Source organism: Krasilnikovia sp. M28-CT-15 (assembly GCF_047159595.1).
Taxonomy (GTDB): Bacteria; Actinomycetota; Actinomycetes; order Mycobacteriales; family Micromonosporaceae; genus Actinoplanes.
On the sequence record NZ_BAAGAK010000001.1, the window covers coordinates 6,973,092 to 6,999,384 of the forward strand.

The following is a 26,293-nucleotide window of genomic DNA, read 5'->3' on the forward strand; positions in this document are numbered from 1 at the left end:
GTCGCGACCGCCGGCAACGGAGCCGACGACAGAATCACGAGCGAAGGGAGGTGCCCGTGGTGAACTTCGATTTCCTCGACCGCCGCAGTGCCGAGCGCTTCGCGGAGCTGCTCGACGACACGACCGGCGGGCGTCGGCACCACGCCCGTGCCCAGGCTGATGGACAGCTCGCCGAGTTGGTCGCGATCGGTCACAGCCTCGCCGCGGTCCGGCCCGGCGTCCAGGTCGATTCCGAGTTCCGGGTCGGCCTGCGCGCCATGCTGGTGGCCACCGCGGAGCGCGACGGGATCGGCCGCACCGCCGCGCCGACGGAGGCGGCGGCACCGACCGGCGCCCCGGAGTCCGGCGCTGCCATCCGGGTCGGCACGGCCCGCCGGTTCCGGGCCCGCGGCGCCATCGTCATCGGGGTGGCGGCCGGCGCCATGGCGGTCTCCGGAATCTCCGCGGCCAGCGACAACGCGGCCCCCGGAGACGCCCTGTACGGCGTCAAGCGCTCGACGGAACGTGCCCAGCTGGCCATGGCCGGCTCCGACCTGACCCGCGGCCAGCTCTGGCTGGACTTCGCCCGCAACCGGCTGGCCGAGGCCGCCGCGATGAGCTCCGACAGCGCCCGCTTCGGGCGGGCCCTCGACGACATGGACGCGGACACCCGCACCGGGGTCCGGCTGCTCGCCTCGGCGGCGGTCGCCCGGCAGGACGACGGGCCGCTGGCCACGATCGAGTCGTTCGCCGTCGGCCAGCAGCGAGCCCTCACCGCGGTCCTGGACGGGCTGAGCCCCGTCAACCGGACCCGGGCGATCACCTCGCTGGACCTGCTCGACGACGTTCTGCAGCGGGCCAAGGACCTGAAGTCCGGTCTGCCCTGCACCACGCCCACCCCGGCCGCCACGGACACCCTGGGCCCGAAGCCGCACGACTGCCCGACGACGGGGACCGAAACCACGACCGATCGGGTGGAGCCGCGCCGCGGCGAGAAGAACAGCAAGCCGGCAGCGACCGTCGAGAAGGACACCGTGAAGGCGAAGCCGGAACCCGGCGCGGCGGATCCCACTCCCGACCGGAAGCTGAACGCGGACGCGGTACCGCCCGGCACCACGCAGACCGACGAGGCGCCGACGCAGACCGCCTCCCCGGCACCGACCGCCGACGCCGAAAGCGACCAGGGGCTGCTCGGTGGCCTGCTGAACGGCATCTTCGGCGGCGCCTGAGCACGTCGCACCGCGCGGCCGGATCCTCTGGGCGGCTACAGGCCGAAGGGGTCCGGCCGCTTCTCGAGCAGCGCGTGCAGCGCCGCCTGGATGGTCTCGCGCACCTGGTCGGCGAGGTTGTAGACGACCATCGGGTCGTCGGCGGAGTCGCGCAGGTGCGCGGTCGGGATCGGCGGGCAGAACTGGATCAGCCACTTGCTGGGGAGCGGCACCAACCCCAGCGGGCCGAGCCAGGGAAAGGTCGGGGTGACCGGGAAGTACGGGATCCCGAGCAGGCGGGCCAGCGGCTTGAAGTCGGCCAGGATCGGATAGATCTCCTCGGCGCCCACGATCGCGACCGGGATGATCGGGGTGCCGGTGCGCAGCGCCGCGGACACGAAGCCGCCCCGGCCGAAACGCTGCAGCTTGTACCGCTCCGAGAACCGCTTGCCGATCCCCTTGAAGCCCTCGGGGAAGACGCCGACCAGTTCGCCCGTGCGCATCAGCCGCTCGGCGTCCGGGTTGCAGGCCACGGTCGCCCCGGCCTTGCGGGCCAGTTCCGACATCACCGGGACGCTGAACACCAGGTCCGCGCCGAGCAGCCGCAGGTGCCGTCCGGCCGGGGTGTGGTCGCGCAGCGCCACGGACAGCATCAGTGCGTCCAGGGCGATCGTGCCGGAGTGGTTGCCGACCACCAGCCCGCCGCCGTCGTCGGGCACGTTCTCGACGCCGAACACCTCAGTACGGAACCAGTCCCGGTACAGCAGCCGCAGCATCGGGTAGAAGACCGTGTCGGTCAGCTCGGGGTCGAAGCCGAAGTCGTCGACCTCGTACGCCCCGGCCAGCCTGCGGCGCAGGAAGGCGAGCCCGTTGGCGACCCGCTGGTCCCACACGTCGACCGTGTCCCGCGCGGGGGACTCGTCCGGGCCGGGCGACGTGTTCTCGTCCAGGGTCATTGCTGCTCCCCCACCCCCGCCGCGCTCGTCTGCGGACCCGCCCCGACGGCCGGCTGCGGTGCCGCGTCCCGGGCGGCGGCCGCCCGGACCCGGCGTATCCCCTCGAGGATGGCGCGCTCGGCCACGGCCAGCCGGTCCGCGGTCAGTGAGGAGCCACCCATGTGGCCCCGGATGAAGTCGTCGAACGCGGCCGCGGTGGTGCGGGGCGTGAAGCCGAACTCGCGGACCAGCCGGGCCGTGTCCACCACCCGGCCGTGCACGAACAGGTCGATCTGATCCAGGCCGATCTGGCCGATGCCGACCGCGCGGGCGACCCCGCCCAGCGAGGAGAGGCCCGACTCGGGCAGCGGCACCGAGATCCGGCCCGCCCGGCGTACGGCCTGGGACAGGAGAAGCACCCCGTCGCCCGCCACGTTGAACGTGCCCGCGTGGTCCTCGATGACCGCGCGGTGCAGGACCTCCAGCGCGTCGTCCACGTGCACGAACTGCAGCCGGGCGTCGCGGCCCAGCACGGTGGGCACGACCGGCTGGGCGAAGTACCGGGTGAGGCTGGTCTCGGCGGTGGAGCTGATGAACGGCGCGAACCGCAGGACGGTGGCGGTCACCTCCGGGCGGCGGCGGCGGAAGCCGCGCACGTACCCCTCGATGTCGAGGATGTCCCGGGCGAAGGAGCCGCGCGGCACCGCGCGCGGCTCGGTGTCCTCGGTGAACACGGCCGGGTCCCGGAACGACGCACCGTACGCGGCGGTCGACGAGCGGACCACGAGCTTGCGCAGCCGCGTGGCGCCCTGGGCGGCGGCCAGCAGCTGCATGGTGCCGATGACGTTCTGTTCCTTCATCGCCGCGCGACCGCCGTGCTGGGGGTCGGGTGCGCCGTTGATGGCGAGGTGGACGAGCGCCTCCGCGCCGAGGTCGGCCAGCGCGCCGGTGGCGGCCCGCGCGTCGGCCCGGATCAGCTCGACGTCCCCCAGCAGGCTCGCGAGGGCCGGTGGGGGGGTCTGCGGATCCAGGCCGATGACGCGTTCGACCCGCGGGTCGGCGGCGAGCCGCGACGCCACGTGGGCGCCGAGTAGGCGGCTGACCCCGGTGACCACGACGACCCGCGGCGCAGCCGGGGCGGAAGACGTCACCACGTATGCCCTTCGGGGGTCGGCGGCGGTGGGGCGGGTGACGCGGCCGGGCCAGTGGCCCGGCCGGGGGTCACTTGCCGAGACGGCGACGCTGGACGCGGGTCTTGCGCAGCAGCTTACGGTGCTTCTTCTTCGCCATACGCTTGCGGCGCTTCTTGACCACGGAGCCCATACGACAAGCCTCTCGAAACCATGTAGGGGTCGGAGCGGACCGCGCACGTCGTCGCGTCCGGTCTCCGAACTGGACCGCTGCCCAGGCCCGGCACAGGGCGGTGGTGGCTACCACCGGCTGAGGTGGCTACCAACGCCGCATGCGCGCACGAAGACCTGGGGACCAGCCGCTTCAGCGTAGCGGCCCGGCCGCGCCCGGACCAACAGGGCCCCCGCCACGCCGTCAGGCGCTCTGGCTGAACGCCCCGCGCAGATACTCATGCACGGCGTGTTCCGGAACGCGGAACGAGCGGCCGACCCGTACGGCGGTGAGGTCACCGCCGTGAACCAGGCGATAGACGGTCATCTTGGAGACCCGCATGAGCGCGGCCACCTCGGCCACGGTCAGGAAACGCACCTCCGAGAGACGTTCTTCGGACTGGGCTGGTCCCGTCATCTCCTCGCACCGATCCCTTCGCGCCGACGTGCGTGTCATCAGTACGGTATCGAGACGGCTGTGACCAGGGCGATGCGTTCCGTGAAAACGCCACCAAAAAGTCAAGGCGACACGCAGGTGATTGGTGGCATTTCCCCCGAATTGGCTATTTCCGCGCTACTTGCGGGACGCCAGCGCCCGGCCGAGGAACGCCAGGTTCGCCGGGCGCTCGGCCAGCCGGCGCATCAGGTAGCCGTACCACTGGTCGCCGTACGGGACGTACACGCGCACGGTGTACCCCGCGGCGGCCAGCCGGGCCTGCTCGTCCGGGCGTACGCCGTACAGCATCTGGATCTCGAACTCGGACGGGTCGCGGTCGAACCAGCGAGCCCGGTCCTCGGTGATCGCGATCAGCCGCGGGTCGTGGGTCGCCAGCATCGGGTACCCCTCGCCGGCCATCAGGATGTTGAGGCACCGCACGTACGACTTGTCCACGTCCAGCGCGGACTGGAACGCCACCGACTCCGGCTCCGCGTACGCGCCCTTGCACAGCCGCACCCGCGACCCGCTGGCCGCCAGCTCCCGGCAGTCCCCCTCGGTGCGCCGCAGGTACGCCTGCAGCACCGCACCGGTCGTCGGGTAGTCCTTGCGCAGCTCGGCCAGGATCTCCAGGGTCGAGTCCGTGGTCGTGTGATCCTCCATGTCCAGGGTCACGGTGGTGCCCGCCTCGGCCGCCGCGGCGCAGATCGCCCGCGCGTAGTCGTAGGCCGTACGGTCGTCGACCTTCTGCCCCAGCGCCGACAGCTTGACGCTGACCTCGGTCGCCGGGGTCAGGCCGGACTCCTTCAGCCGGCCGAGCAGCCGCAGATACTCATCCCGGGTCGCTTCCGCCTGTTCCGCGGTGAGGGTGTCCTCGCCCAGGTGGTCGAGGCTGACGGCCAGGCCGTCGTCCGCGAGTTCCCGGCTGACCCGCAGGGCGTCCTCCGTGCCGTCACCCGCGACGAACCGGTGGACGATGTTCTTACTGATGGGCGCGTTGGCGACGAACCGCTCCATCCGGGCGGAACCGGCGGCGGCGAGGATGACGGAACGGAGCATGGGCCGAGCGTATCGCCCACCTGCTCGCGGCTTGCGGCCAACGGTCACCGCCGCGAGCGCGCCCGGTCGTGCCCATTCGGACGCGGCGGTTACGCGCGCGCATTGGCTACGGTTGACGGGTGAACTTCGACGCGTACGCGCGCACCGCCGTGGATCTCGTCAACGCCGGGCTGGACGACCTGGCCGGGCTGCGCGCCCTGTTCACCGACGACCAGGCGTGGATGTGCGACGAGGTGGTGGAGAAGGACCTGCCGGTATTCCGGCGCGCGCAGCGCCGCCTGCGCGACGTCTTCGAGTACGGCACCTCCGGCCGCGACGGTGACGCGGTGACGGAGCTGAACGCGCTGCTGGAGGCGTTCCCCGTGCAGCCACGCATCTCCGGTCACGACGCCCATGACTGGCACATGCACGTCACCAGCCGCGGCGCCTCGGTCAGCGCGGAGTTCCTCGCCGGCGCGGTGTGGGGCCTGTCGGTCTGGCTGTGCGAGTACGGCAGCGCCCGCTTCGGCATCTGCGCCGACGACCGCTGCGGCAACGTCTACCTCGACACGTCGTCGAACAACTGCCGCCGGTTCTGTTCGGAGCGCTGCGCGACCCGCTCCCACGTGGCCGCCCACCGCGCCCGCAAGCGCGCCGCCACCACCACCAGCCTGTCCCCGGCCGACGCCGCAGCCCCGGTCTGACGGCCCGGCGCCGGTCTCAGCTCGGCAGTGTCTCAGCTCGGCAGTGTCTCAGCTCGGCAGTGTCTCAGCTCGGCAGTGTCTCAGCTCGGCAGTGTCTCAGCTCGGCAGTGGGGCCGGGGAGTCGGCGGCGGCGAGGTGGCGGCGGGCGAATTCCAGGGATTCGCGCAGATCCGCCTCGCGGACGGCCCGGCTGGTCACCTTGCGGGTGGAGACCTCCAGGGCCACGGAACCCCGGAACCCGCGGGGGGCCAGTGAACGCAGCAACTCCGCACAGGGCTGCGCGCCCCGCCCCGGCACGAGGTGCTCGTCTCGCCCCTCCCCGGTGCCGTCGCCCAGATGTACGTGCTTGAGGCCCGCGCCCATCCGGTCGGCCATCTCCATCGCATCGCCGCGGGCCGCCGCGCAGTGCGACAGGTCGAGCGTGTACGCGTCGTACCCGGCCTCGGTCGGATCCCAGCCCGGCACGTACGGCACGAAGGTCCGCCCGGCCATCCGCACGGGGTACATGTTCTCGATCGCGAACGTGGTGTCCGGGTGCCGGGCCTGCACCTTGGCCAGGCCGGCCGCGAAGCTGCGGGCGTAGTCGCGCTGCCAGGTGAAGGGCGGGTGCACCACCACGGTCGGTGCGCCCAGGGTCTCGGCCAGCTGGGCGGCCCGGTTCAGCCGTTCCCACGGGTCGGGGCTCCATACCCGTTGGGTGACCAGGAGGCAGGGGGCGTGGACCGAGAGCACCGGCACGCCGTAGTGGTCGGCCAGGCCCTGCAGGGCGCCGGCGTCCTGGCTGACGGCGTCGGTCCACACCATGACCTCGAGGCCGTCGTAGCCGACGGTGGCCGCCATTTCGAACGCGGCCGCGGTGGGTTCGGGGAACACCGAGGAGCTGGACAGGAGCACGGGGACGCGGAAGGCCACGGGACCAGGGTAGACCCGCGCCGCGCGCCCGTTCCGGGCGCGATCAGGACATATCCTCTCAAACAGGTCCACATCCCGCACCCGGATTCACCCCCGCGTACGCTGGCAGGGGTGAGCCGCAAGACCCCCGTACGCATCACCCTGAATTCCGACTCTCCGCGGGACCGGGAGGTCGACCTCGACTTCCCTCGCGAGTGGATCGAGTTCGTCGATCCCGCCGACGAACAGCACGTGGTGCGCGCCGACCTGACCTGGCTGCTGTCGCGCTGGACCTGCGTGTTCGGCTCCGCCTGCCACGGCATCATCGCGGGGCGCGCGCAGGACGGCTGCTGTTCGCACGGCGCCTTCTTCACCGACGCCGACGACGAGCACCGGGTCAAGGCGGCCGCCGCCAAGCTCACCCCGCAGACGTGGCAGCACTATCGGCGAGGCTTCAAGAACTACACCGAAATGGACACCGTCGACGGGACCAAGCCGGCCCGGCGTACCGCCACCCAGCCGGACGACGGGCCGTGCGTCTTTCTCAACGATCCGGACTTTCCCGGCGGCGGCGGGTGCGCCCTGCACGCCCAGGCCCTGCGCGACGGACAGCACCCGCTCACCTACAAGCCCGACGTCTGCTGGCAACTGCCGGTACGCCGGGAGCAGGACTGGATCAAGCGCCCCGACGGCACCAAGGTGCTGCAGAGCACGCTGACCGAGTTCGACCGGCGCGGCTGGGGCCCTGGTGGCCACGACCTCGACTGGTGGTGCACCTCCTCGCCGGACGCCCACGTCGGCACGGAGCCGATGTTCCGCAGCTACGCGGCCGAGCTTGCCGCGCTGGTCGGCGACGAGGCGTACGCGAAACTGGCTGAGCTGTGCGAGGCCCGCCTCAAGGCCGGCCTCGTGGCGGTGCACCCGGCGACGACGGCAGCGCGCCGGACTCCCGCAATCGGCACATCAGCGCCGCCCGCGCCGGCCGCGCGAGCGCGCAAGCGGGCCTGATCAGGGCTCGAACTTGTACCCGAGGCCGCGCACGGTGACGATGTAACGCGGCGCGCTGGGCTCCGGCTCCACCTTGGACCGCAGCCGCTTGACGTGCACGTCCAGGGTCTTGGTGTCGCCCACGTAGTCGGCGCCCCACACCCGGTCGATGAGCTGGCCACGGGTCAGCACCCGGCCCGCGTTGCGCAGCAGCAGCTCCAGCAGCTCGAACTCCTTCAGCGGCAGCTGCACCGAGGACCCGTCGACCGTGACCACGTGACGTTCCACGTCCATCCGGACCGGCCCGGCCGCCAACGTCGGGGCGGTGACCTCCTGGGCTTCGCTGCCGTGCCGGCGCAGCACGGCCCGGATCCGGGCGACCAGCTCCCGCGGCGAGTACGGCTTGGTCACGTAGTCATCGGCGCCGATCTCCAGGCCGACCACCTTGTCGATCTCACTGTCCCGCGCGGTGACCATGATGATGGGTACGGCGGAGCGCTGCCGCAGCTGGCGGCAGACCTCGGTGCCGGACATCTCGGGCAGCATCAGGTCGAGCAGCACGATGTCGGCCCCGGTCCGGTCGAACTGCGTCAGCGCCGAGGTCCCCGTCGGCGCGACCGACACCTCGAAGCCTTCCTTGCGCAGCATGTACGACAGGGCGTCGGAGAACGATTCCTCGTCCTCGACCACGAGCACGCGGGCCAAAGCGGTTCCTTCCGTCATCGGTGGCGGGGTCCCGTCGCACCGGACTCGATCTCAGTCGCCGTGGGTAACGGCAGTGGGGATTCCGGGGGTCGCGCAGGTAGGCGCAAGGTGAACGTCGAGCCACCGCCGAGTGCGCTGGAGACGTCGACGCGGCCACCGTGGTTGGTGGCGATGTGCTTGACGATGGCCAGACCGAGACCCGTGCCGCCGGTGGCGCGGGAACGTGCCTGGTCGGCACGATAGAACCGTTCGAAGATCCGGTCGAGGTCGTGCGGGGCGATGCCGATCCCCTCGTCGGCGACGTCGATCTCGATCCAGTGGTCACTCGGCCGCACCGCCAGCGACACCTTGGTGTCCTCCCCCGAGTACGCGATGGCGTTCTCGACCAGATTGGTCACGGCGGTGGCGATCTGACTGTCGCTGCCGTACACCGTGGCGCCCTTGGGGCCGGTGTATTCGACGTCGATGCCCTTGGCGGTGGCGGCGGTGCGGGTCCGGTCGATCACCTCGGCGATCACCCAGTCCAGCGCCACGGGCTCGGGGGTGGGCAGTGGCTCCGCTCCCTGTAGCCGGGTGAGTTCGAGCAGTTCGTTGACGAGCCGCCCCATCCGGGCCGACTCGTGGTGGATGCGCTCGGCGAAACGCCGGGCGGCCAGCAGGTCCTCGCTCTGCGCGTCGGGCGCGGGCTCGGGCAGCTCGGTGGCGTCCAGCAGGGCCTCGGCCAGCAGTTGCAGCGCCCCGATCGGGGTCTTGAGTTCATGGCTGACATTGGCCACGAAGTCGCGCCGGACCCGGGCGAGGCGGTGCGACTCGGTCACGTCCGCGGCCTCGACGGCCACGTGCGTGGCGTTGAGCGCCACGGCGCGCAGGTGCAGTCCGAGCGGCGCCGACGCGCCGCCCGCGCGGCCGCGCGGCAGATCCAGCTCGACTTCGCGGCGCACCCCGGTGCGCCGGACCTGGCTGGCCAGCGTACGCAGAATGGGGTGGGCGGCGATCGTGCCGGGCGCGCCGCCCGAGCGCAGCAGGCCCATCGCCCGGGCGGCGGGATTGACCAGTACGGGCTGATCGTCCGCGTCGAGCACCACCACACCGACCCGTAGCGAGTCGAGGCTCCGGCGGCCCAGCCCCTTGAGGCCGGTCTTGCTCTGCGGCTGCCCTTCGTCCATGTCGACGGCACGTCCTCCTCGCGGATCGTCCGCGCCGCTCGTCCCGGCGGTCGCTCGGGCGGACCGGCGGCCGCGGGCGAGCAGCATCCCCGCCGCCACCCCGGCAGCGAGCGCGGCAAGGAGGAGGCCGACGCGGTAAACCCAGTCCACGCAGCGATCGTAGGGTCATTGTTTACCTGGCCCGCGCGGGAATCTGGACAAATCCGGCACCCGTCGGGGAATGTTCACCGACCCGCCCGACTTCGTTCACCGCCGTTCACGTCCAGGCCGCAAGGCCCCCCTAGCGTTGGGGCCTACCCAGGCCACCGCCCTGTCGACAGCGGCGGCCCCGAGATCCGGGACGAGAAGATGCGCGCAGAGTTTCATGCCGATCTCATGGAGGTCAATCGGCTCCTGGTCACCATGTCGGAGGCGGTCCGTGCCGCGCTGACCAAGGCCACCACCGCCCTGCTCACCGCCGACCGCGAGGCCGCCGAGGCGGTCATCGGGCGCGACGAGGAGGTCGACGGGTTGTACCGCCAGATCGAGGCCCTGGTGTCGGACACCATCGCCCGGCAGGCCCCGGTCGCCTCCGACCTGCGTACGGTCATCACCGCCCTGCACATCTCCGCCGACCTGGAGCGCATGGGCGACCTCGCCGAGCACGTCGCCAAGACCGCGGCTCGGCGGCACCCGTCCCCGGCGGTCCCCGCCGAGCTGCGGCCCGTCTTCCAGCAGATGGCCGACGTGGCCGGCCGGATGGCCGAGAAGATCACGAACCTGCTGGCCGAGCCGAACGCCGAGGTCGCCGCCGGGCTGGAGAAGGACGACGACGCGATCGACGACCTGGAGCGGGACCTGTTCGCCGTGCTGCTGGCCGAGGACTGGCCGTACGGCGCCGAGACCGCGATCGACGGCGCCCTGCTCGGCCGCTTCTACGAGCGGTACGCCGACCACGCCGTGAACATCGGCGAGCACGTGGTCTACCTCGTCACGGGCGAGACGGTCGCCAACTGACCGCCGCCCGCACCGGGCCGCCGGGCCGGGCCGCGATGCCCCCAGCCCCGGTCGGCCCACCATCGCGGCCGGGGCGCTCCCGCAGGGGATGCGACCCGGCCGCGATGCGTCAGCGGCCCTGGTTGGCGACCGCGGCGGCGGCCTCCTTGGCGGCCTCCGGGTCGAGGTACTCCCCGCCCGCCTTCACCGGCTTGAGGCCCGCGTCCAGGTCGTAGCGCAGCGGGATGCCGGTCGGGATGTTCAGCTTCGCGATCGCCTCGTCGGAGATGCCGTCGAGGTGCTTGACCAGGGCACGCAGCGAGTTGCCGTGTGCGGTCACCAGCACGGTGCGCCCGGCCTGCAGATCCGGCACGATCTGGTCGTACCAGTACGGCAGGGCGCGCTCGAGGACGTCCTTGAGACATTCCGTGCGCGGCTTCAGCTCGTCCGGCAGGACCGCGTAGCGCGGGTCGGCGATCTGCGACCACTCGTCGTCGTCCGCGATCGCGGGCGGCGGGACGTCGTACGAGCGGCGCCAGAGCATGAACTGCTCCTCGCCGTACGCATCCAGGGTCTCCTTCTTGTTCTTGCCCTGCAGCGCGCCGTAGTGGCGCTCGTTGAGCCGCCACGAGCGGCGCACCGGGATCCAGTGCCGGTCCGCGGCGTGCAACGCGATCTCGTTGGTCCGGATCGCGCGGCGCAGCACGCTCGTGTGCACCACGTCGGGCAGCAGGCCGTGCTCCTTGAGCAACTCGCCGCCACGGCGCGCCTCGGCCTCACCCTTGGCGTTCAGGTCGACGTCGACCCAGCCGGTGAAGAGATTCTTGGCGTTCCATTCGCTTTCGCCGTGCCGCAGCAGCACCAGGGTCCCCACAGTCATGAGGCCATCCTGCCCCAGCCCGGTTGCCGCTGTACGCCGGACCCGCAGTGGCGACCACCACGTGGAAACCCTGCTGCACGAGATCATCCCGGCCGATAGCTTGTAAGGCAGCGATGGCGTATCGGTGCTTACGGGTGTACGGGGGTGGGGCGTGCTGGGCTGGCTGCGGCAGGCCGCGGGTGGATTGCCGCGGCCCTTCTGGTTCCTATGGACCGGGACGCTCATCAACAAACTAGGCGCCTTCGCCATCGTCTACCTCGCCATCTACCTGACCGTGCAACTGCACTTCAGCCAGACCCAGGCCGGCCTCGTGCTCGGCGCGTACGGCGCGGGCGGCGCGCTCGGCACTCTCGCCGGAGGCGTCCTCGCCGACCGGTGGGGCCGCAAGCCCACGCTGCTCACGGCCCAGTTCGGCACGGCCGCGCTGATGCTGGCGCTGGGCTTCGGCCGGGGCTTCTGGCAGCTCGCGGTCGGCGCGTTCCTGCTCGGGGCGTTCGCCGAGGCGGCCCGCCCGGCGTTCCAGGCAATGATGATCGACGTAGTGCCCGCCAAGGACCGCCTGCGGGCCTTCGCGCTGAACTACTGGGCCGTCAACCTCGGCTTCGCGTTCGCCTCGATCCTGGCCGGGCTCGCCGCCCAGGCGGACTACCTGCTGCTGTTCGCGGTGGACGCCGGCACCACGGCGATCGCCGCCGTCACCACGCTGGTGTTCCTGTCGGAGAGCCGCCCCAGCTTCGTACCCGCGACCGGCGTCGCACCGGGCCGCCCCGCCGGTCTCGGCGCGGTCGTGCGCGACCGCGTCTTCCTCGGCTTCCTGGGACTCAACCTGCTCGTCGTGCTGGTGCTCATGCAGCACATGTCCACACTGCCGATCGCCATGACCGCCGACGGGCTGAGCCCGGCCACGTACGGCTGGGTCGCGGCGGTCAACGGCATCATGATCGTCGCTGGGCAGCTCTTCGTCCCGCGGCTGCTGGCCGGACGCCAACGGTCCCGGATCCTGGCGCTGGCCGCGGTGCTCATCGGCGCCGGCTTCGGCCTCTGCGCGTTCGCCGACACGGCGTGGATGTTCGCGGGCACCGTGGTGATCTGGACCCTGGGCGAGATGATCCAGTCACCGTCCAATTCGGCGCTGGTCGCGGAGCTGTCCCCTGCCGAGCTGCGCGGCCGCTACCAGGGGATGAGCTCACTGTCCTGGTCGGTGGCGACCGCCCTGGCGCCGATCGTGGGTGGATTCGTGCAGGAGCACCTCGGTGACGCCGCGCTGTGGCTGTCCTGCGCCGCGCTCGGTGTCGCCGGCGCCGTGGGGCAGCTCGCGTCCGGCCCGGCCCGGGAACGGCGGGTGGCCGCGCTGCGGACCGCCACGGCACGCGCCGCGTCCACCGTCGTTCCGCGAACGCGACCTGCCGTGGCGCGGGAGAAGGTCACGAAGGCGGCCTGACAGCCGCCGGCACGCGGCGCCGCTCCCGCATCGGCGCGAGCGGTGCGGCTGGGTCGGCGAGTGCGGCTGGGTCGGCGAATGCGGCTGGGTCGGCGAATGCGGCTGGGTCGGCGAATGCGGCTGGGGGAACAGGAAACGGCGCCGCCCAGTGCCGGGCGGCGCCGAAGTTGGCGCCGGCGGCGGCGGACGACCCCCATCCCCATAGGCGTCGCCCGCACATGCCGCCGGTCTCGGGTCGCGCCGTCCCCCAACGGCTCATGCCACCCGTCCCCGACATCGAACCGCGGCCACCGTTTCCGGTGGACCCGTTCCCCGAACTGACGGCTCGATGTCCATTGACCACGCTAGTTCGGCCGGTCAACTGTCACAAGCCAGTTGGCTGTCTGCCATCTGTCTGAACCGTCACAGCAACAGACAGATGCATCAAACATCACGGAAGAACCGCTGTTTTTTGCGGTCCACCGGGTGCTCGACCGTGATCCTTCCGAGCCAGCGGGCACCGGGCAATCGTACGGTGCGGTGTCCGCCCGGGGTCAGACCCGACACGCGAACAGTCGCCGAACGTCGGCGAAACGGACGACCGGCACCCCGGCGGGTCAGTCGGCCACGAGGGGGTTGTCCGCCGCAGCTGGGCCGTCCGACGGGGCGGCGAAGTGGGCGAACGCCTGCAGGTTCGCCAGCGACTCGCCGCGCTTGACCCGCCACTGCCACTCGCGGCGGATGGCCGAGCCGAAGCCGATCTCCAGCATCGTGTCGAACGACTCGTCCGCGTACGTGACGACCGCGCCGAGCAACCGGTCCAGCTCGTCCTCGTCCAGGCCGGTCAAACGCACCCGGCCGGTGAGGTACACGTCGCCGGCCGCGTCGATGGAGAACGCGACGCCGTACATGCGGGCGTTGCGGCGCAGCAGCCAGGCCCACAACTGCTCGTGGTTCTCGTCCGGGCGGCGCATCACGAACGCCTCCACGCGCAGGGCGTGCTCGCCGACGATCAGGTTGCACACGGTCTTCAGCTTGTGGGTGCCCGGCAGGGTGACCGCGTACCCCCGGTCACCGGTCGGCTCGCACGGCAGCTCCCGCTCGGCGCACACCCGCTCGATGAGCGCCCCGAGGTCGCCCGTCATGCCGTGCCGGTCCTCGCTGCGCCCGGTCATGCCAGGCAACCGGTGAGTCGGGCCGCGATGAGGGCGCGGTGCTCGGTCACGGCCTCACGGTAGACCCGCAGCAGCCCGTCGGCCGTACGGTCCCAGGAGAAGTCCGTCGCGTGCCGCACCGCCCCGGCGGACAGCTGTGCGCGCCGGGCCGGCTCGCGCAGCAGCCCGGCCAGCACCCGGGCCCAGTCCCGCGGGTCGTGCCCGTCGACCAGCGTGCCGCTCGTCCCGTCGCGGACCGCCGTGACCAGGCCGCCGACGGCCGCGGCGACCACGGGTGTGCCGCACGCCTGTGCTTCCAGCGCCACCAGCCCGAACGACTCGCTGTGCGAGGGCACCGCCACCAGGTCCGCGGCCCGGTACAACGAAGCCAGCGCGTCGCCGGTCTGCGGCGGCAGGAACCGCACCGCGTCGGCCACGCCGAGCGAGGCGGCCTGATCCATCAGCGACGTCGGCCGGTCCAGGCCGCTGCCGCTGGGTCCGCCGCAGATCACGACGGTCACCTCGCGGGCCAGGTCGGGTTCCCGGCGGCGCAGCTCGGCCAGGGCGGCAACCAGCACATCGGGGCCCTTGAGCGGCTGAATGCGCCCGACGAACGCGACGACCAGCCCGCGCTCCGGCAGGCCCAGCCGCCGCCGGTCGGCGGCGCGGGTGGGGCGTGGCCGGAACCGGTCGAGATCCACCCCGGGCTGCACGACCGTGACCCGGGTGGGCTCGGCGGCGTAGTGCCCGACCAGGTCCTGCGCCTCGAACCGGGTGTTGGCCACCAGCCGCTGGGCCTCGCCGATGACCTGCTCCTCACCGATCACCCGGGCCTTCGGCTCGGGGCGGTCGCCCTCGGCGATGAACCTGTTCTTCACCTTGGCCAGGGTGTGCGCGGTGTGCACGTGCGGCACGCCCCAGCGCTCCCCGGCCAGCCAGCCCACCTGCCCGGACATCCAGTAGTGCGAGTGGATGAGGGCGTAGTGGCCCGGCGGGCGGGCCGCCTCGGCGCGCAGCACCCCATGCGTGAACGCGCACAGCTGCGAGGGCAGCTCCTCCTTCGACAGCCCTTGGAACGGGCCGGCGGTGACGTGCCGTACGGTCACGCCGGGCGTCATCTCGACGACCGGCGGCAGCTCGCTGGAGGTGGCGCGGGTGAAGACCTCGACCTCGACGCCCCGCGCGGCCAGCCGCTTGGAGACCTCGACGATGTACACGTTCATGCCGCCCGCGTCGCCCGTGCCCGGCTGTTCGAGGGGCGACGTGTGCACCGAGAGGGTGGCGATGCGTCGGGGGGTCGGCCAACGGCCAGCGGCCGGCAGCTCAGCCACGTCGAATCCCTTCAGAGCGGAAAAGTGACGTGCAAGTGTTACGCCGTCGTTCATCTTCCCCATCGACCCCCAGTCCGCCTATGCCCAGGGCGCGCGGGGTGACCCAGCTCTCTCCACGGGATGAGCCTCCCCTGCCGCCTCGCAGGAAAGAACGCCTGAGGCCGGTCGGGTGATCCAGCTCTCCCGGCGGCTCGCCTCCCGCCCGAGGGACCCGACGGCCTTGGCAACCACGGATGGGCTGGTCGGGGGCGGGGGAAAGCCGTGCGGCAGGATCGACCCATGGTGCAGAAGAACATCGCCGTGGTGACCGGCGCCTCCAGCGGCATCGGGGCCGCCACCGCCCGCCGGCTCGCCGCCGAGGGCTTCCACGTGGTGGCCGCGGCCCGGCGCGCCGACCGGCTCGACGCGCTGGCCGCCGAGATCGGCGCCGACGCGACCGCGGTCGCCTGCGACGTCACGGCCGACGACAGCGTCGCCGCGCTGGCCGCCGCGGTGCGTGCGCTGGGCGCGCCGGTCACCCTGCTGGTCAACAACGCCGGCGGGGCCCGCGGCGCGGACCCGGTCGAGGCGGGCACGGTCGCGGACTGGCAGTGGATGTACGACGTGAACGTGCTCGGCACGCTGCGCGTGACCCAGGCGCTGCTGCCGGACCTCGAGGCCAGCGGCGCGGGCACGGTCGTGACGGTCGGCTCGACCGCTGCCTTCACGGTGTACGAGGGCGGGGCCGGGTACACGGCCGCCAAGCACGCGGAGACCGCGCTGGTCGGCACGCTGCGGCTGGAGCTGGCCGGGCGGCCCGTCCGGGTCATCGAGATCGACCCCGGCATGGTGCGCACCGAGGAGTTCGCCCTGAACCGCCTCGGCGACCGGACGAAGGCCGACGCGGTGTACGCCGGGGTCAAGGAGCCCCTGGTCGCCGACGACATCGCGGACTGCGTGGCCTGGGTGGCGACGCGCCCGCACCACGTGAACGTCGACCGGCTCGTGGTGCGCCCGATCGCCCAGGCCGCGCAGCACAAGGTGGTGCGGGAGCGCTGATGGCCAAGCCGGTCGGGGCGGTCACCCGGGGGACGACGAATCCCAACCGGCTGCGCCGCGTCGACGCCTTCCTCGCGTACCGGTGCGGGCCGTTGCTGATGGACGCGGTGGATCCCCTGGTCGTGGACCTGGGGTACGGCGCGACACCGGTCACCGCGATCGAGCTGCGGGCCCGGCTGGCGGCCACGGTCCGCCCGGACGTACGGGTCGTGGGACTGGAGATCGATCCGGATCGGGTGGCCGCCGCGCAACCGGTGGCGGACCCGCCGGGACTGGAGTTCCGGCGCGGCGGGTTCGAGCTGGCCGGGCTGCGGCCGGTGGTGGTGCGGGCGTTCAACGTGCTGCGCCAGTACGCCGAGGACGAGGTGGCCGCCGCCTGGCGGACGATGACCGCGGCGGGTGCGTTCCTGGTCGAGGGGACGTGCGACGAGTTGGGCCGGATCGCCACGTGGGCGTGTGTGGACGCCACCGGCCCGCGGTCGTTGACGTTCTCGGCCCGGCTGGCCGCTCTGGACCACCCGGCGACGTTCGCGGAGCGGCTGCCCAAGGCGCTGATCCACCGCAACGTGCCCGGCGAACCGGTGCACGAGCTGCTGCAGGCGGTCGGCCGGGCATGGGACGCGTCGGCGACCCCGTTCGGGGCGCGGCAGCGGTGGCTGGCGACCGTCGCTCGGCTGCGCGACGACGGGGTGCCCGTGCTGGACGGCCCGGCCCGGTGGCGGCTGGGCGAGCTGAGCGTGCCCTGGCCGGAAACGACAGCCGGGCCGGTCCTCCACTGAGGACCGGCCCGGCCTTGGTCGTACGGGTGCGTTACTCGCTGATCGTCACGTCGAAGCGCGGGTCGGCAGCGACCTTGCGGAACGCCGAGAGGCTGCTGGCGGTGGAGTCGACCGCGATGTTGCGGTCGCCTTCGTTGTCGGCGGCGGTGTCGAAGTAGACGATGGCCTTGACCTTCGGGTGGGTGGTCAGTTCGGGCAGGACGGTGTTGAACGCGGCGGCCTTGTCGGTGGGGTAGGCGACGCGGTGGTACATGCCCCACTCGGCCAGCATGATCGGCTTGCTGGGGTGGTTGGTGACCGACCAGTCGTAGAAGCCCTGGCCGCCGCCGGTGGGCTGGCGGTCGAGGATGTCACCGAAGTCGCCGTAGTGGTAGTAGCCCTTCTCGACGCTGACGTAGGAGTCCAGGCCGATCCAGTCGACGACGTCGTCGCCGGGGTAGAGGTCCTTCCACCAGGACTGGGCCATCCACTTCTCGTTGCCCATGTAGGCCACGACGTTGATCGCGTTGGTGACGCCGTTGGTGCGGAGCCGTTCGATGACGTGGCGGTACATGGTGGCGTAGTCCTTGGCGGTCATCCCGGACCCGGCGGTGGGGTTGACGTCGTTTTCGGGTTCGTGGTGCAGGGCCAGGTAGAACTTCTGGTGGGGGTAGGTGGCCTTGACGTACTTGGACCAGTTGTCGATGCGGGTGTCCTGCTGCCCGGCGGCGACCTTGGCCCAGGTGGTGCCGTAGGCGACCTTCCAGTTCAGCAGCAGGACGCGGGGGTGGGCCGGGTCCTGGGTCATGGCGATCTCGGCCTTGGTGGGGAACTGTTCGTCGCCCTTGTGGTAGGTGTGGAAGATCGCCGCGGTGCGGCCGGTCTTGGCTTCCCAGTCCTTCAGCGCCTGGTCCCGCGGGGCGTCGGTGAAGCCGCCCGCGGCGGCTCCCCACAGCACGCCACACGTGGGCACCAGCAACGCGTCCGTGACGCACTCAGGGTCCTCGGCGGGCGGCGTCGTGGTCGGCGGCGTCGTGGGAGGCGTCGTCGGCGGAGTGGTGGTCGGCGGCGTCGTCGGCGGCGTCGTGGGAGGCGTCGTCGGCGGAGTCGTCGGCGGCTTGGTCGGCTCCGTGCGGCTCCAGTCGACCTCCAGCTGCGGGCCACCCGTCGCGTCGTCGCCGTACTCGGTGGCGAGCAGGCGGGTGATGTCCGAGGTCGACGCGGACTTGAGCACGAACGCGTACGTGCCGGGCTTGGTGACCCACCTGGAGACGTCGAGCTTCAGGATGGTGTCCGTGGTCGCCGGCTTGACCGTCACGGTGGTCGACGACGTCGCCGCCGGCGCGTTCGCGGCGGTGATCTTCGACTCGGTCCACCCGGTGCCGACCGGCTGCACGCTGAAGTTCGCCGCCACCGGGTGCCCGTTCAGGGGCAGCCGCAGCGTCGCGTTCGTGACGACCGCGCCGCTGGGCAGCGCACCGGTCGTGAACTTCACATAGGACAGACGCGTCTCGCCGTCCGCCTTGCCCACCACGAGCTTGTCGGCGGCACCGAAGTTGGTGCTGCGCCGGGTACTCGACGTATATGCGTCGTCGGTGGCCCACTTCGACACGGTGCCCGTGGTCGTCGTGGCCGCGGCTTCGGCGGTTCCCGCCACGGCGAGCCCACCGCCCACCATGGCACCGGCAACGGCGGTGGAGATGATTACCCGCCTGGCGTCCATCAGTTCCCCCTGATTCGCTGGATCGCTTGTGCCATCCACGGTCGGGAGAGGTGGGTGCGGGTTCGGGCTCCGAACTGGTGCAGGCATGGTGCACCCGCGAGACAGGGTGGAATGCGGCCGCCGACGGGCTGTCATCGGCCGAGTCGGTCCGGCGACCCCCTGCGGGCGCCGATCACCGTGGCGTCTTCCTCCGGTGACCTTGATCGGCGCCGGAGGCTCGATCATGAGCGGATCGCGATGCGGCGCACCCCACCCCGCCGGTATCTACAGACGGGCGGGCTGGGGTGCGGCAGGGATGCTCCGGGCCGGGGCGGAATCGCCCGCCCGCAGAGGACAACGCCGGGTGGTGGGCGATGCGGGATCCGACCGGCAGCGCACCGCACGTCGGCCGGGATCGGCCGGGCACGCCGCGGGCGTCAGGCGGTGGGTGGTGTCTCGCTGGAGATGACGGCGTGCAGCGTGTCGATCAGCACGTCCGAGGTGAACGGCTTCTTGATCAGCACCGCGTCGCCCGGGATCAGGCCCTGGTCGACGGCGATCTCCTTGAGCAGGCCCGAGACGTAGACGACGGCCATGGAGGGGCGCAGCTCGGCCGCGGCGTGGGCCAGCTCGCCGCCTGACACCCCGGGCAGGCCGAGGTCGGTGACCAGGATGTCGATGTCATTCTCCTGGCTCCGGCAGATCTCCAGGGCCTGCTCGGAGTTCCCGGCGATCAACGCATGGAAGCCGCGGCGCTCCAGCATGCGGCGCATGATGTCGCGCAGATCCTCCTCGTCGTCCACGACGAGAACGGTGGGTTGCGCCGGAGCCGGAACCTCCGTCATGGGGGCCTCCCCCGAAGTCGCCGCGAAGCGCGGACCCGGATCCGGCGTGCTGCCCGGATGTCCGCCTCCGCGTTCTCGGCGCCAGGTCAGAGCGCCAGGGTCCAGGAGTCAACGTACCCCGTACGGGCGCCGCGCGGGTTCCTGATCCGCAGCGTCCAGGTGCCGTTTCGCCGGTACGCGCTCAGGCCGACCCGGTACGTGATGATCACGTCCCGGCCCCGGACGGTGGTGCTGGTGGCCTTGAGCGCCCGGGCCCGGCCGACCGGCGTCACCAGGACAGCCGACAGGCGACCGTGGTACGGCTTACGCACCCGTACGGTGACCGACGAGCTCGGCGACGCGTTGCCCGCGCAGCCGGAGACCACCCGTACCCGCTTGACGGTCTTGCCGCCCTTGACCGCCACCCGCTTGGCGTTGGTGAGCGGCTTGCACTGCGGCACCTTCGGACGCGTCGGCCCGGGCGTCGTCGGTGCCGTCGCCGCCGGGGCGATGGCGCCGGTGTAGAGCAGCCCATCCGGTGAATCCGTGCCCCGGTCGGTCACGGTGTTCGTGGTGGCCGCACCGACCAGGGAATCGCGCACCTGGGCGGGTGTCCAGCTCGGGTTGGCCGCGACGGTGAGCACGGCGGCGCCGGCGACGTGCGGCGAGGCCATCGAGGTGCCGCTCAGGTCGGCCATGGCGGTGTCGGAGGAGGACCAGGCCGAGGTGATGCTCACCCCGGGGGCGAAGAGGTCGACGCAGGAACCGTAGTCAGAGAACGACGCCCGCACGTCACCGGGGTCGGTGGCGCCGACCGTGATCGCGGCCGGGGCGGCGGCGGGCGAGTACTGGCAGGCATCGTCGTTGTTGTTGCCCGCCGCCACCGCATACGTGATGCCGGAGGCGATCGAGGCGGCCACCGCGTCGTTCAGCGCGGGGCTGAGCGGGCCGCCGAGGCTCATGTTGACGACCGCAGGCCTGACCGCGTTTGCGGTGATCCAGTCGATGCCCGAGATGATCTGCGAGTACAGCCCGCGGCCGTCACACCCGAGCACCCGCACGCCGACGAGCTGGACGTCCTTGGCCACACCCGCGGTGGCCCCGCCGATGGTGCCTGCGACGTGGGTGCCGTGGCCGTTGCAGTCCTGGGCCACGGAGTCGCTGTCGATGAAGTCCCAGCCGTCGCGGGCCCGGCCGCCGAATTCGGCGTGGCTCACCCGGATCCCGGTGTCCAGCACGTACGCGGTGACGTTCGACGCGGAGCGGTAGGTGTACGACTGCGACAGCGGCAGCGCCCGCTGGTCGATGCGGTCCAGCCCCCACGCCGGGTCGGTCTGGGTGTCGGCCAGGGCGACCTTGGCGTCCTGCTCGACGAACTCGACGGCCGGGTCGGCGGCGAGATGGGCGGCCTGGGTCGCGGTCATCCGGATGTGGAAACCGCGTACGGCCGCGAGGTAGTTGTCCTGGACTTCGCCGCCGTACCGGTGGGCCAGCTGCTGTGAGGCGGAGGTGACCTGCTCGGCGGCGGCCGAGTCCGGTTTGAGCACGACGATGTAGCTGTTGCTGACCGCCTCGCCCGCCTCGGCGGTCAGCACCGTACCGGTCGGCGCGGGCGCGGTCCCGGCGAGTGCGGGGCCCGCGGTCGCGGTCACGACGACGGTGGTCGCCAGGCCCGCCACCAGCGCAAGTCGGACGGTGCTGATCATCCGGGCTGCTCCGTCCCTGCCCCGCGCCGGTGTCCGGCGGCAGGCTTGCCGAGAACAAGTCGCGAGTCAGCGTGCCGAGCGACGGGTAGGCGCCGGGATCCGAACGGGTGCACGCCGGTAGCAGGGCCTCGGCCGCCCACCCCGGCGGATCGCTAAGCAGGCCCGTCAGGGGGCCGAAGGTCCTGGTGTCAGGACAGCCTTTCCGCATCGAGTAGGAGCCAGGATGACCGCCACCACCCTGTCGCCCGAGATCGTCACCGTCGCCGAACTGTCGGAGCGGTGCGACCGTTGCGGCGCCGCGGCGAAGCTGGAGGTCGCCGTCACCGGCGGTGCGCTGGCGTTCTGTGGGCACCACGCCAACAAGTACGCCGCGGACCTCGCCCGGGTGGCCTCCCGGGTGACGGTTCAGGAGGGCTTCGCGTGGGCGGGCGAGGTTCGCACAGCGTGAACTCTTGACCACATCCGTGGCGTTATGATCGGTCCCTCACTTCCGGGCGGATAGGCCCGTAAAAGAGGGGTTTTGTCAGTGCGGATCGCGGCGCAGGACGTGGATCGGCTGTCCCGGGTGCTGTCCGGGTGCGCCGGTGCCACGGTCGCCGCGTCCGCCCTGATCGTGCTGCTCACCACGCGGCGGACACCGGCGTGGGACGTCGTCGCCGTACCGGCCGCCGCGCTGGTCACCGGGGGCCTGGCCCTGCTGCTGCACGCGCTGCCGAACGCCGGCCCGGCCGTACGCGGCACCGCCCGCGCGCTCGGCGCCATCACGGCCGTGGTCGGCGTGGCCTGCCTCGCCCGGTACCCGGCGGCTGGGATCGCCGCGATCCTCATCGGGCTCGCCCTGGTCGCCATCGACGTCCGGATCCGGCTGCGGCGCGGCGCCCCGGCCCGCTTCCGCGTGGCCGACCCACTGCTCGGCGCCGCGGCGATCGTCGCGCTGGTCGCCCTGGTGCCCCGGATGTTCGCGCCCGCCTTCCCGTCGGGCCGCGCGCCGGTCGGCGTGATGAGCGCGTACGTCGCCAGCGCCCTGCTCGCCCTGGCCATCGGTACGATCCTGGCCCGCCCGGAAGCGGGCCCGCTGCGCACCGCGGCCACGGCCGGGCCGGGCACCACGGTGCGGCACGCGTTGCCCCTGCTGGTCGCGGTGCCCATCGTCGCGGCCGTGGTGAGCGCGCTGGCGGGCCGCGCGGGCGTCAGCCGTCCGGTCGCCGCGATCAGCACCGGGGCCATCCTCGCCGCGCTGGTCCTGCTGGCGTTGGCCGGCCGCCTGGTGCGTTCGCTGGATGCCGCGGACCGGCGCCAGCGCGACCTGGTGGCACAGCTGCGCGACCGCGGCGAGTACGCCGACACCCTGTTGCAGTCGATCAACGAGGCCGTGATGGTGCTCGACGCCAACTACCGGGTGCTCGACGTCAACCAGCGCTGGCACGAGCTGTCCGGCCGCCCTCCCGAGGATGAGCTGGGCCGGCGCCCGGACGGTCTGCCCCCGATCCGCGCCGGGGAGTGGATCGGGGAGTGGCAGGTCCGCCGACCCGACGGCGCGGACGTGCCGGTGCTGGCCACGATGGCACCCATCCCGGACGCGGAGGGCCAGCCGCGCGGGTACGTGGCCACGTACGTCGACATCGCCGACCGCAAGCGGGCCGAGCAGGCCCTCACCGAGCGGGCCGGCGAGCTGGAGCGCAGCAACGTGGGACTGCGCGAGGCGAACACCCGGCTGGAGCAGGCCCTGGCGTTCAAGAACGACCTGACCTCGATGCTGACCCACGACGTGGCGCAGCCGATCAGCTCGATCGCCAGCCTGGCGGAGCTGCTGGCGGCGGACTGGGCGGAGCTGCCGGAGGACATCCGGCTCGAACTGGCCACGAAGATCGACAAGAACACCCGGCGGCTCATCAAGATGATGAACGACCTGCAGTTGCTGTTCCGGCTGGACACGGGCACGGTGACCGCCCGGCGGACCCCGGTGCCGCTGCGCGAGATGGCGGAGTCGGTCGCCGCCGACACCGCCCCGGAAGCGGAGATCGACATCGATGACGAGCTGGCGGCGCTGGCGGACCGCGGCCACCTGGAGGCGGTGCTGCAGCACCTGCTGACCAATGCCGTGGCGTACGGTGACGCGCCCGTGCAGGTGCGGGCGTGGCGGCTGGGCGAGGGTGTCGAGCTGATGGTGCAGGACCGCGGGCCCGGCATCCCGGAGGAGCTGGTGCCCCGGCTGTTCGACCGGTTCGCGCGAGGTGCCGGGCTGGGCCTGTTCATCGTGCGCCACCTGGTCGAGGCGAACGGCGGCTCGGTCCGCTACGAGCGGGCCGAGCCGCGCGGCGCGCGATTGGTGGTCGCCCTGGAGGAGGCGGCGGTGCGGGGCTGACCGCCCACCGCACCCCTCAGTAGTCCAGGGCCCCGCCCCGGTCCCCTTCGTTGATCATCCCGTCGCCCCAGGCGTCGTGCGCGGACATCCGCTGCCCGCCCATCGGGGCGCTCCCCCCGCCACCCACGGCCGGCCAGGTCCCTGCGGCCCCACCGCGTACGGGGCGGTTGCCGGCGATGCGGCGGCCCGGGGCCAGCACGTCGTCGAGGTCCGTGGTGCTGTGGATGCCGGGCGCCGAGGTGATGTCGACGATCTCGTCCGGGGTGTCCGGCCGCTGGGCGGACATGTCGCCGCGGGCCGAGGCGTGCCGGTTGGCGTTGATCCGCGCCGCGACCGATGCGGGCGACGCGAGGTCCGCGGAACGGTTGCCGGAGAGCCGCTTGGTGCTCGCTCCCCCGAACGCCGCGGTGCCGGCCAGCTCGCCGGACTCGATGAGGTACTTGAACTCCTCGAGATCCATCTTGAGGCGGCGGTTGAGCGTCTCCTGCCCATGCCGGTCGCTCGGCATGAGGTACGCGATGTCCGCCTCGAGCTGTGCGACCACCTGGGTGCGCGTCTCGCCCAGCGGCCGGACGGTGAGGGTCTCCGCGAGCAGCGGCCCTTCCATCGTCGACCAGGAGACCCGCTCGTCGAGCGAGCACTCGGTGATCTGGGCGTCGAACTCGCGGCGATGACCGTCGACGTCCATCACCCAGTGAGTCTGGTCGTTGCCGGTCGTGGTGACCCGATGCACGCCGGCCATGAAGCGCGGGTAGTTCTCGAACGTGGCGAGCTGCTCGTACACCATGTGCAGCGGTGCGCCGATCTCGATGGCCTGCTGAACCATACTCATCGCGTCTCTCCCCCATGCTGAAGTGCTGGCATGACAGAGAGTACGTAGAAGTGAACTGTCCGCGTCTGGTTTCTCGTCAGATCCGGCGCAGGTACTGCCAGCGGCCCACCTCGACCGCGTACCGGGCGTCGCTGGCGGCCAGCAGGGGGACGCCCGCGTCGCGCAGCAGCGCCACGATGCGCGGCGACGGGCTGCGCCACGCCTCGCTGATCTCCACGGAGGTGCCGGTCGAGCGGCACGCGATGGCCAGGGCGTCCACCAGCTCCCCGGTGATCACGGAGTCGTCCAGGCCCACCTGGGTCAGCAGGCTGAGCGGGCGGGCGAGCTGGGTGGGTGCGTACCGGGAGGCCCGCTCGATGCCGTGGATCATGGCGGTGACGGCCTGCTCGGCCACCTGCTCCGGGGTGAGGGCACCGGTACCGAGCAGCGCGCGCATCTCGCGGGGGCCCACCGGGCCGTCGGGCAGCGGCAGCCGGGACATGGCGACCGAGACCGCCTCCAGCTGGCCCAGGTCGGCCGGGAAGGCCAGCCAGCCATCCGGCTGCACGATCTCGATCTCGGCCGCGACCCGCAGGGTCATCTCGGTGCGGCGGCTGGCCCGGCGCACCGCGTCCGCGTACGCCTGCAGCCAGGTGGTCTCCGGCCCGGCCTGGTCCGCGAACGTGATCGCGGTCAGACCGGCGCGGTCGGCGGCCGACACGACCACCCCGATGGCGTCCCGCCCGGCCGCGAAGCCGGTGTGCACATGCGCGTCGACGAGCAGGTCGACCGGGCGTGCGGCCCCGACGGTACCGCCACCCACGATGACTGATTCCCGCTCCACGCTCACCTGTGCTCCCGGACCTCTCTGCGACGGGTGCTCCCCGCCTCGAAGTTGACAGTCGGTTCACGGTGTTGTGGGCCCGGGTCCGCGGCAGGTGCATTCCGGGTGCGCCGCCCGCGGCAAAGCCGCCCCCGGACGCAACGGTTCTGCACTCTCGGCGCACCGGTACGACATCCGCTGCCGGGCAGCCTTCTCACGTGTGCACGTTGCGCGCGTACACGGGGTAGCCGCGCATGCCGGAAGGGATGGTTGATGGAGCGCCGACGCCAGCGTCGTACCGCCCGCGCCGGGATCATGGCCGCGGGCCTGTTCACCGGCGTCCTCGTCCCGGCCTCGGCCGCCTGGGCCGGCCCGGCCGCCTCGCCGAAGGTCGCCGACGTGGGCCGGGTGAGCACCCGCGGGTCGTCCCTCAACGTGCGCACCGCGCCCGGCACCGAGGCGGCCAGGACCGGTTCGCTGCGGCCGGGTACGCCGGTGTCGATCGTCTGCCAGAGCACCGGCGAGTACATCGACGGTGCCGTGCGGGCCACCCGGCTGTGGGACCGCCTGCCGGACAACAGCCACGTCTCGGACGCGTACGTCGCACGCGACGACGCCGCGATCCCCGCGTGCGGGGCGAAACCGGCCACCGCGGCCGCGGGCGGCTGGGTGCTGCCCGTCGAGGCCGGGCTGGTCAGTGGATTCCGTACGGAGTCCCGCCCGCGCCACGACGGCGTGGATCTCGGCGCGGCCCGGGAGACCCCCATCCGCGCGGCGGCAGCGGGCACGGTGAACCGGGTACGGTGCAACGTCTCGTCGGGCAGCTGCGACGCCGACGGCAACCGCTCGCTGGCCGGGTGCGGCTGGTACGCGGAGATCCATCACGCGGGCGACATCGTCACCCGGTACTGCCACATGGTTCGCCGCCCGTCCGTCAAGGTCGGCCAGGCCGTGACCGCGGGACAGATCATCGGGTACGTGGGCACCTCCGGCTCGTCGTCCGGCCCGCACCTGCATTTCGAGGTGCACACCGGCGCACCCCCGGCGACCCACGCCAACGCGATCGAACCGATCGCCTTCCTGCGCTCCCACGGGCTGGAGCTGCCCTAGATCCGGT

Annotated in this window: 26 protein-coding genes; 10 read left to right on the top strand and 16 right to left on the bottom strand. The window is 72.3% G+C overall.

The genetic code is table 11. The features are described 5' to 3' along the window. Positions 1 to 56: 56 nt before the first annotated feature. Positions 57 to 1,208 (top strand): DUF5667 domain-containing protein, encoded by a 1,152-nt coding sequence (locus tag ACMCNO_RS31965; RefSeq protein ID WP_412753141.1) that lies wholly within the window; start codon positions 57 to 59, stop codon positions 1,206 to 1,208. Between the two features lie 35 nt (positions 1,209 to 1,243). Here the strand turns inward: ACMCNO_RS31965 and ACMCNO_RS31970 are convergent, their stop codons facing one another. The 5 genes from ACMCNO_RS31970 to ACMCNO_RS31990 all read right to left on the bottom strand — a co-directional run bounded on the left by ACMCNO_RS31970 (position 1,244) and on the right by ACMCNO_RS31990 (position 4,957). Next, complete coding sequence (locus ACMCNO_RS31970) at positions 1,244 to 2,143, bottom strand: lysophospholipid acyltransferase family protein (protein WP_412753142.1); 900 nt, start codon at positions 2,141 to 2,143, stop codon at positions 1,244 to 1,246. Further along, complete coding sequence (locus tag ACMCNO_RS31975) at positions 2,140 to 3,273, bottom strand: NAD-dependent epimerase/dehydratase family protein (RefSeq protein ID WP_412753143.1); 1,134 nt, start codon at positions 3,271 to 3,273, stop codon at positions 2,140 to 2,142. The genes ACMCNO_RS31970 and ACMCNO_RS31975 overlap by 4 nt, the downstream gene beginning before the upstream one ends. Positions 3,274 to 3,343: 70 nt before the next feature. Further along, positions 3,344 to 3,445, bottom strand: a complete 102-nt coding sequence (locus ACMCNO_RS31980) for a 30S ribosomal protein bS22 (RefSeq protein WP_007465623.1) — start codon at positions 3,443 to 3,445, stop codon at positions 3,344 to 3,346. A 222-nt stretch (positions 3,446 to 3,667) separates the two neighbouring features. After that, the gene (locus ACMCNO_RS31985) at positions 3,668 to 3,880 is read right to left on the bottom strand and encodes a helix-turn-helix domain-containing protein (protein WP_130509354.1); all 213 of its coding nucleotides are present in this window, start codon (positions 3,878 to 3,880) and stop codon (positions 3,668 to 3,670) included. A 156-nt stretch (positions 3,881 to 4,036) separates the two neighbouring features. Then, the gene (locus tag ACMCNO_RS31990; RefSeq protein WP_412753144.1) at positions 4,037 to 4,957 is read right to left on the bottom strand and encodes a proline dehydrogenase family protein; all 921 of its coding nucleotides are present in this window, start codon (positions 4,955 to 4,957) and stop codon (positions 4,037 to 4,039) included. A 119-nt stretch (positions 4,958 to 5,076) separates the two neighbouring features. On the opposite strand from ACMCNO_RS31990, the gene ACMCNO_RS31995 reads away from it, so the two are divergent. Continuing rightward, a complete protein-coding gene (locus ACMCNO_RS31995; protein ID WP_412753145.1) occupies positions 5,077 to 5,640 on the top strand; it encodes a CGNR zinc finger domain-containing protein in 564 nt (187 codons plus the stop codon). Between the two features lie 96 nt (positions 5,641 to 5,736). On the opposite strand, the gene ACMCNO_RS32000 is transcribed toward ACMCNO_RS31995, so the two are convergent. Then, positions 5,737 to 6,552, bottom strand: a complete 816-nt coding sequence (locus tag ACMCNO_RS32000) for a sugar phosphate isomerase/epimerase family protein (RefSeq protein WP_412753146.1) — start codon at positions 6,550 to 6,552, stop codon at positions 5,737 to 5,739. Between the two features lie 111 nt (positions 6,553 to 6,663). Here ACMCNO_RS32000 and ACMCNO_RS32005 point away from each other — a divergent pair, with 111 nt between their 5' ends. Next, positions 6,664 to 7,539 carry a hypothetical protein gene (locus tag ACMCNO_RS32005; protein ID WP_412753147.1) on the top strand — a complete coding sequence of 292 codons (876 nt, stop codon included), beginning with the start codon at positions 6,664 to 6,666 and terminating at the stop codon, positions 7,537 to 7,539. Here ACMCNO_RS32005 and ACMCNO_RS32010 read toward each other — a convergent pair whose 3' ends face one another. Both ACMCNO_RS32010 and ACMCNO_RS32015 read right to left on the bottom strand, forming a co-directional pair. Further along, positions 7,540 to 8,223 carry a response regulator gene (locus tag ACMCNO_RS32010; protein WP_412753878.1) on the bottom strand — a complete coding sequence of 228 codons (684 nt, stop codon included), beginning with the start codon at positions 8,221 to 8,223 and terminating at the stop codon, positions 7,540 to 7,542. A gap of 14 nt (positions 8,224 to 8,237) precedes the next feature. Next, entirely contained in the window at positions 8,238 to 9,539 is a 1,302-nt protein-coding gene (locus tag ACMCNO_RS32015; protein WP_412753148.1) for a sensor histidine kinase, read from the bottom strand. Positions 9,540 to 9,737: 198 nt separating this feature from the next. Between ACMCNO_RS32015 and phoU the strand changes: the two genes are divergently transcribed. Next, positions 9,738 to 10,385 (top strand): phosphate signaling complex protein PhoU, encoded by a 648-nt coding sequence (gene phoU / locus ACMCNO_RS32020; protein WP_412753149.1) that lies wholly within the window; start codon positions 9,738 to 9,740, stop codon positions 10,383 to 10,385. Between the two features lie 109 nt (positions 10,386 to 10,494). Here phoU and ACMCNO_RS32025 read toward each other — a convergent pair whose 3' ends face one another. Beyond that, positions 10,495 to 11,244: a phosphoglyceromutase gene (locus ACMCNO_RS32025; RefSeq protein WP_412753150.1), complete on the bottom strand. Its 750-nt coding sequence runs from the start codon at positions 11,242 to 11,244 to the stop codon at positions 10,495 to 10,497. Between the two features lie 151 nt (positions 11,245 to 11,395). On the opposite strand from ACMCNO_RS32025, the gene ACMCNO_RS32030 reads away from it, so the two are divergent. Beyond that, the gene (locus ACMCNO_RS32030; protein ID WP_412753151.1) at positions 11,396 to 12,685 is read left to right on the top strand and encodes an MDR family MFS transporter; all 1,290 of its coding nucleotides are present in this window, start codon (positions 11,396 to 11,398) and stop codon (positions 12,683 to 12,685) included. A gap of 596 nt (positions 12,686 to 13,281) precedes the next feature. On the opposite strand, the gene ACMCNO_RS32035 is transcribed toward ACMCNO_RS32030, so the two are convergent. Together ACMCNO_RS32035 and mshA are read right to left on the bottom strand one after the other, a co-directional pair. After that, positions 13,282 to 13,839, bottom strand: coding sequence for a YbjN domain-containing protein (locus ACMCNO_RS32035; protein WP_412753152.1), 558 nt, complete (start codon positions 13,837 to 13,839; stop codon positions 13,282 to 13,284). After that, positions 13,836 to 15,149 (bottom strand): D-inositol-3-phosphate glycosyltransferase, encoded by a 1,314-nt coding sequence (gene mshA, locus ACMCNO_RS32040; RefSeq protein ID WP_412753153.1) that lies wholly within the window; start codon positions 15,147 to 15,149, stop codon positions 13,836 to 13,838. The genes ACMCNO_RS32035 and mshA overlap by 4 nt, the downstream gene beginning before the upstream one ends. A gap of 279 nt (positions 15,150 to 15,428) precedes the next feature. Here mshA and ACMCNO_RS32045 point away from each other — a divergent pair, with 279 nt between their 5' ends. Continuing rightward, positions 15,429 to 16,187 (top strand): SDR family oxidoreductase, encoded by a 759-nt coding sequence (locus ACMCNO_RS32045; RefSeq protein WP_412753154.1) that lies wholly within the window; start codon positions 15,429 to 15,431, stop codon positions 16,185 to 16,187. After that, entirely contained in the window at positions 16,187 to 16,966 is a 780-nt protein-coding gene (locus tag ACMCNO_RS32050) for a class I SAM-dependent methyltransferase (protein WP_412753155.1), read from the top strand. The genes ACMCNO_RS32045 and ACMCNO_RS32050 overlap by 1 nt, the downstream gene beginning before the upstream one ends. Before the next feature lie 31 nt (positions 16,967 to 16,997). On the opposite strand, the gene ACMCNO_RS32055 is transcribed toward ACMCNO_RS32050, so the two are convergent. From ACMCNO_RS32055 to ACMCNO_RS32065, 3 genes are all read right to left on the bottom strand, one after another. Continuing rightward, a complete protein-coding gene (locus ACMCNO_RS32055) occupies positions 16,998 to 18,668 on the bottom strand; it encodes a DNRLRE domain-containing protein (RefSeq protein WP_412753156.1) in 1,671 nt (556 codons plus the stop codon). A 416-nt stretch (positions 18,669 to 19,084) separates the two neighbouring features. Beyond that, positions 19,085 to 19,492 (bottom strand): response regulator, encoded by a 408-nt coding sequence (locus ACMCNO_RS32060; RefSeq protein WP_412753157.1) that lies wholly within the window; start codon positions 19,490 to 19,492, stop codon positions 19,085 to 19,087. Positions 19,493 to 19,578: 86 nt separating this feature from the next. After that, the gene (locus ACMCNO_RS32065; protein WP_412753158.1) at positions 19,579 to 21,177 is read right to left on the bottom strand and encodes a S8 family serine peptidase; all 1,599 of its coding nucleotides are present in this window, start codon (positions 21,175 to 21,177) and stop codon (positions 19,579 to 19,581) included. A 223-nt stretch (positions 21,178 to 21,400) separates the two neighbouring features. Between ACMCNO_RS32065 and ACMCNO_RS32070 the strand changes: the two genes are divergently transcribed. Further along, complete coding sequence (locus tag ACMCNO_RS32070; RefSeq protein WP_412753159.1) at positions 21,401 to 21,625, top strand: hypothetical protein; 225 nt, start codon at positions 21,401 to 21,403, stop codon at positions 21,623 to 21,625. A gap of 78 nt (positions 21,626 to 21,703) precedes the next feature. Next, positions 21,704 to 23,542 carry an ATP-binding protein gene (locus ACMCNO_RS32075; RefSeq protein ID WP_412753879.1) on the top strand — a complete coding sequence of 613 codons (1,839 nt, stop codon included), beginning with the start codon at positions 21,704 to 21,706 and terminating at the stop codon, positions 23,540 to 23,542. Between the two features lie 16 nt (positions 23,543 to 23,558). Here the strand turns inward: ACMCNO_RS32075 and ACMCNO_RS32080 are convergent, their stop codons facing one another. After that, positions 23,559 to 24,374 carry an SRPBCC family protein gene (locus ACMCNO_RS32080; RefSeq protein ID WP_412753160.1) on the bottom strand — a complete coding sequence of 272 codons (816 nt, stop codon included), beginning with the start codon at positions 24,372 to 24,374 and terminating at the stop codon, positions 23,559 to 23,561. 76 nt (positions 24,375 to 24,450) lie between these two features. Continuing rightward, the gene (locus tag ACMCNO_RS32085) at positions 24,451 to 25,203 is read right to left on the bottom strand and encodes a hydrolase (RefSeq protein ID WP_412753161.1); all 753 of its coding nucleotides are present in this window, start codon (positions 25,201 to 25,203) and stop codon (positions 24,451 to 24,453) included. 246 nt (positions 25,204 to 25,449) lie between these two features. On the opposite strand from ACMCNO_RS32085, the gene ACMCNO_RS32090 reads away from it, so the two are divergent. After that, positions 25,450 to 26,286, top strand: coding sequence for a peptidoglycan DD-metalloendopeptidase family protein (locus ACMCNO_RS32090; protein WP_412753162.1), 837 nt, complete (start codon positions 25,450 to 25,452; stop codon positions 26,284 to 26,286). Positions 26,287 to 26,293: the final 7 nt, after the last annotated feature.

Excerpts from the sequence above, each read along its gene's own strand:
- ACMCNO_RS32055 (WP_412753156.1), bottom strand. The coding sequence starts at position 18,668 with ATGGACGCCAGGCGGGTAATCATCTCCACCGCCGTTGCCGGTGCCATG.
- ACMCNO_RS32045 (WP_412753154.1), top strand. The coding sequence starts at position 15,429 with ATGGTGCAGAAGAACATCGCCGTGGTGACCGGCGCCTCCAGCGGCATC.
- ACMCNO_RS32035 (WP_412753152.1), bottom strand. The coding sequence starts at position 13,839 with ATGACCGGGCGCAGCGAGGACCGGCACGGCATGACGGGCGACCTCGGG.
- ACMCNO_RS31985 (WP_130509354.1), bottom strand. The coding sequence starts at position 3,880 with ATGACGGGACCAGCCCAGTCCGAAGAACGTCTCTCGGAGGTGCGTTTC.
- ACMCNO_RS32050 (WP_412753155.1), top strand. The coding sequence starts at position 16,187 with ATGGCCAAGCCGGTCGGGGCGGTCACCCGGGGGACGACGAATCCCAAC.
- ACMCNO_RS31990 (WP_412753144.1), bottom strand. The coding sequence starts at position 4,957 with ATGCTCCGTTCCGTCATCCTCGCCGCCGCCGGTTCCGCCCGGATGGAG.
- ACMCNO_RS31970 (WP_412753142.1), bottom strand. The coding sequence starts at position 2,143 with ATGACCCTGGACGAGAACACGTCGCCCGGCCCGGACGAGTCCCCCGCG.
- ACMCNO_RS32080 (WP_412753160.1), bottom strand. The coding sequence starts at position 24,374 with ATGAGTATGGTTCAGCAGGCCATCGAGATCGGCGCACCGCTGCACATG.
- ACMCNO_RS32060 (WP_412753157.1), bottom strand. The coding sequence starts at position 19,492 with ATGACGGAGGTTCCGGCTCCGGCGCAACCCACCGTTCTCGTCGTGGAC.
- ACMCNO_RS32065 (WP_412753158.1), bottom strand. The coding sequence starts at position 21,177 with ATGATCAGCACCGTCCGACTTGCGCTGGTGGCGGGCCTGGCGACCACC.
- ACMCNO_RS32070 (WP_412753159.1), top strand. The coding sequence starts at position 21,401 with ATGACCGCCACCACCCTGTCGCCCGAGATCGTCACCGTCGCCGAACTG.
- ACMCNO_RS32025 (WP_412753150.1), bottom strand. The coding sequence starts at position 11,244 with ATGACTGTGGGGACCCTGGTGCTGCTGCGGCACGGCGAAAGCGAATGG.
- ACMCNO_RS31980 (WP_007465623.1), bottom strand. The coding sequence starts at position 3,445 with ATGGGCTCCGTGGTCAAGAAGCGCCGCAAGCGTATGGCGAAGAAGAAG.
- ACMCNO_RS32090 (WP_412753162.1), top strand. The coding sequence starts at position 25,450 with ATGGAGCGCCGACGCCAGCGTCGTACCGCCCGCGCCGGGATCATGGCC.
- phoU (WP_412753149.1), top strand. The coding sequence starts at position 9,738 with ATGCGCGCAGAGTTTCATGCCGATCTCATGGAGGTCAATCGGCTCCTG.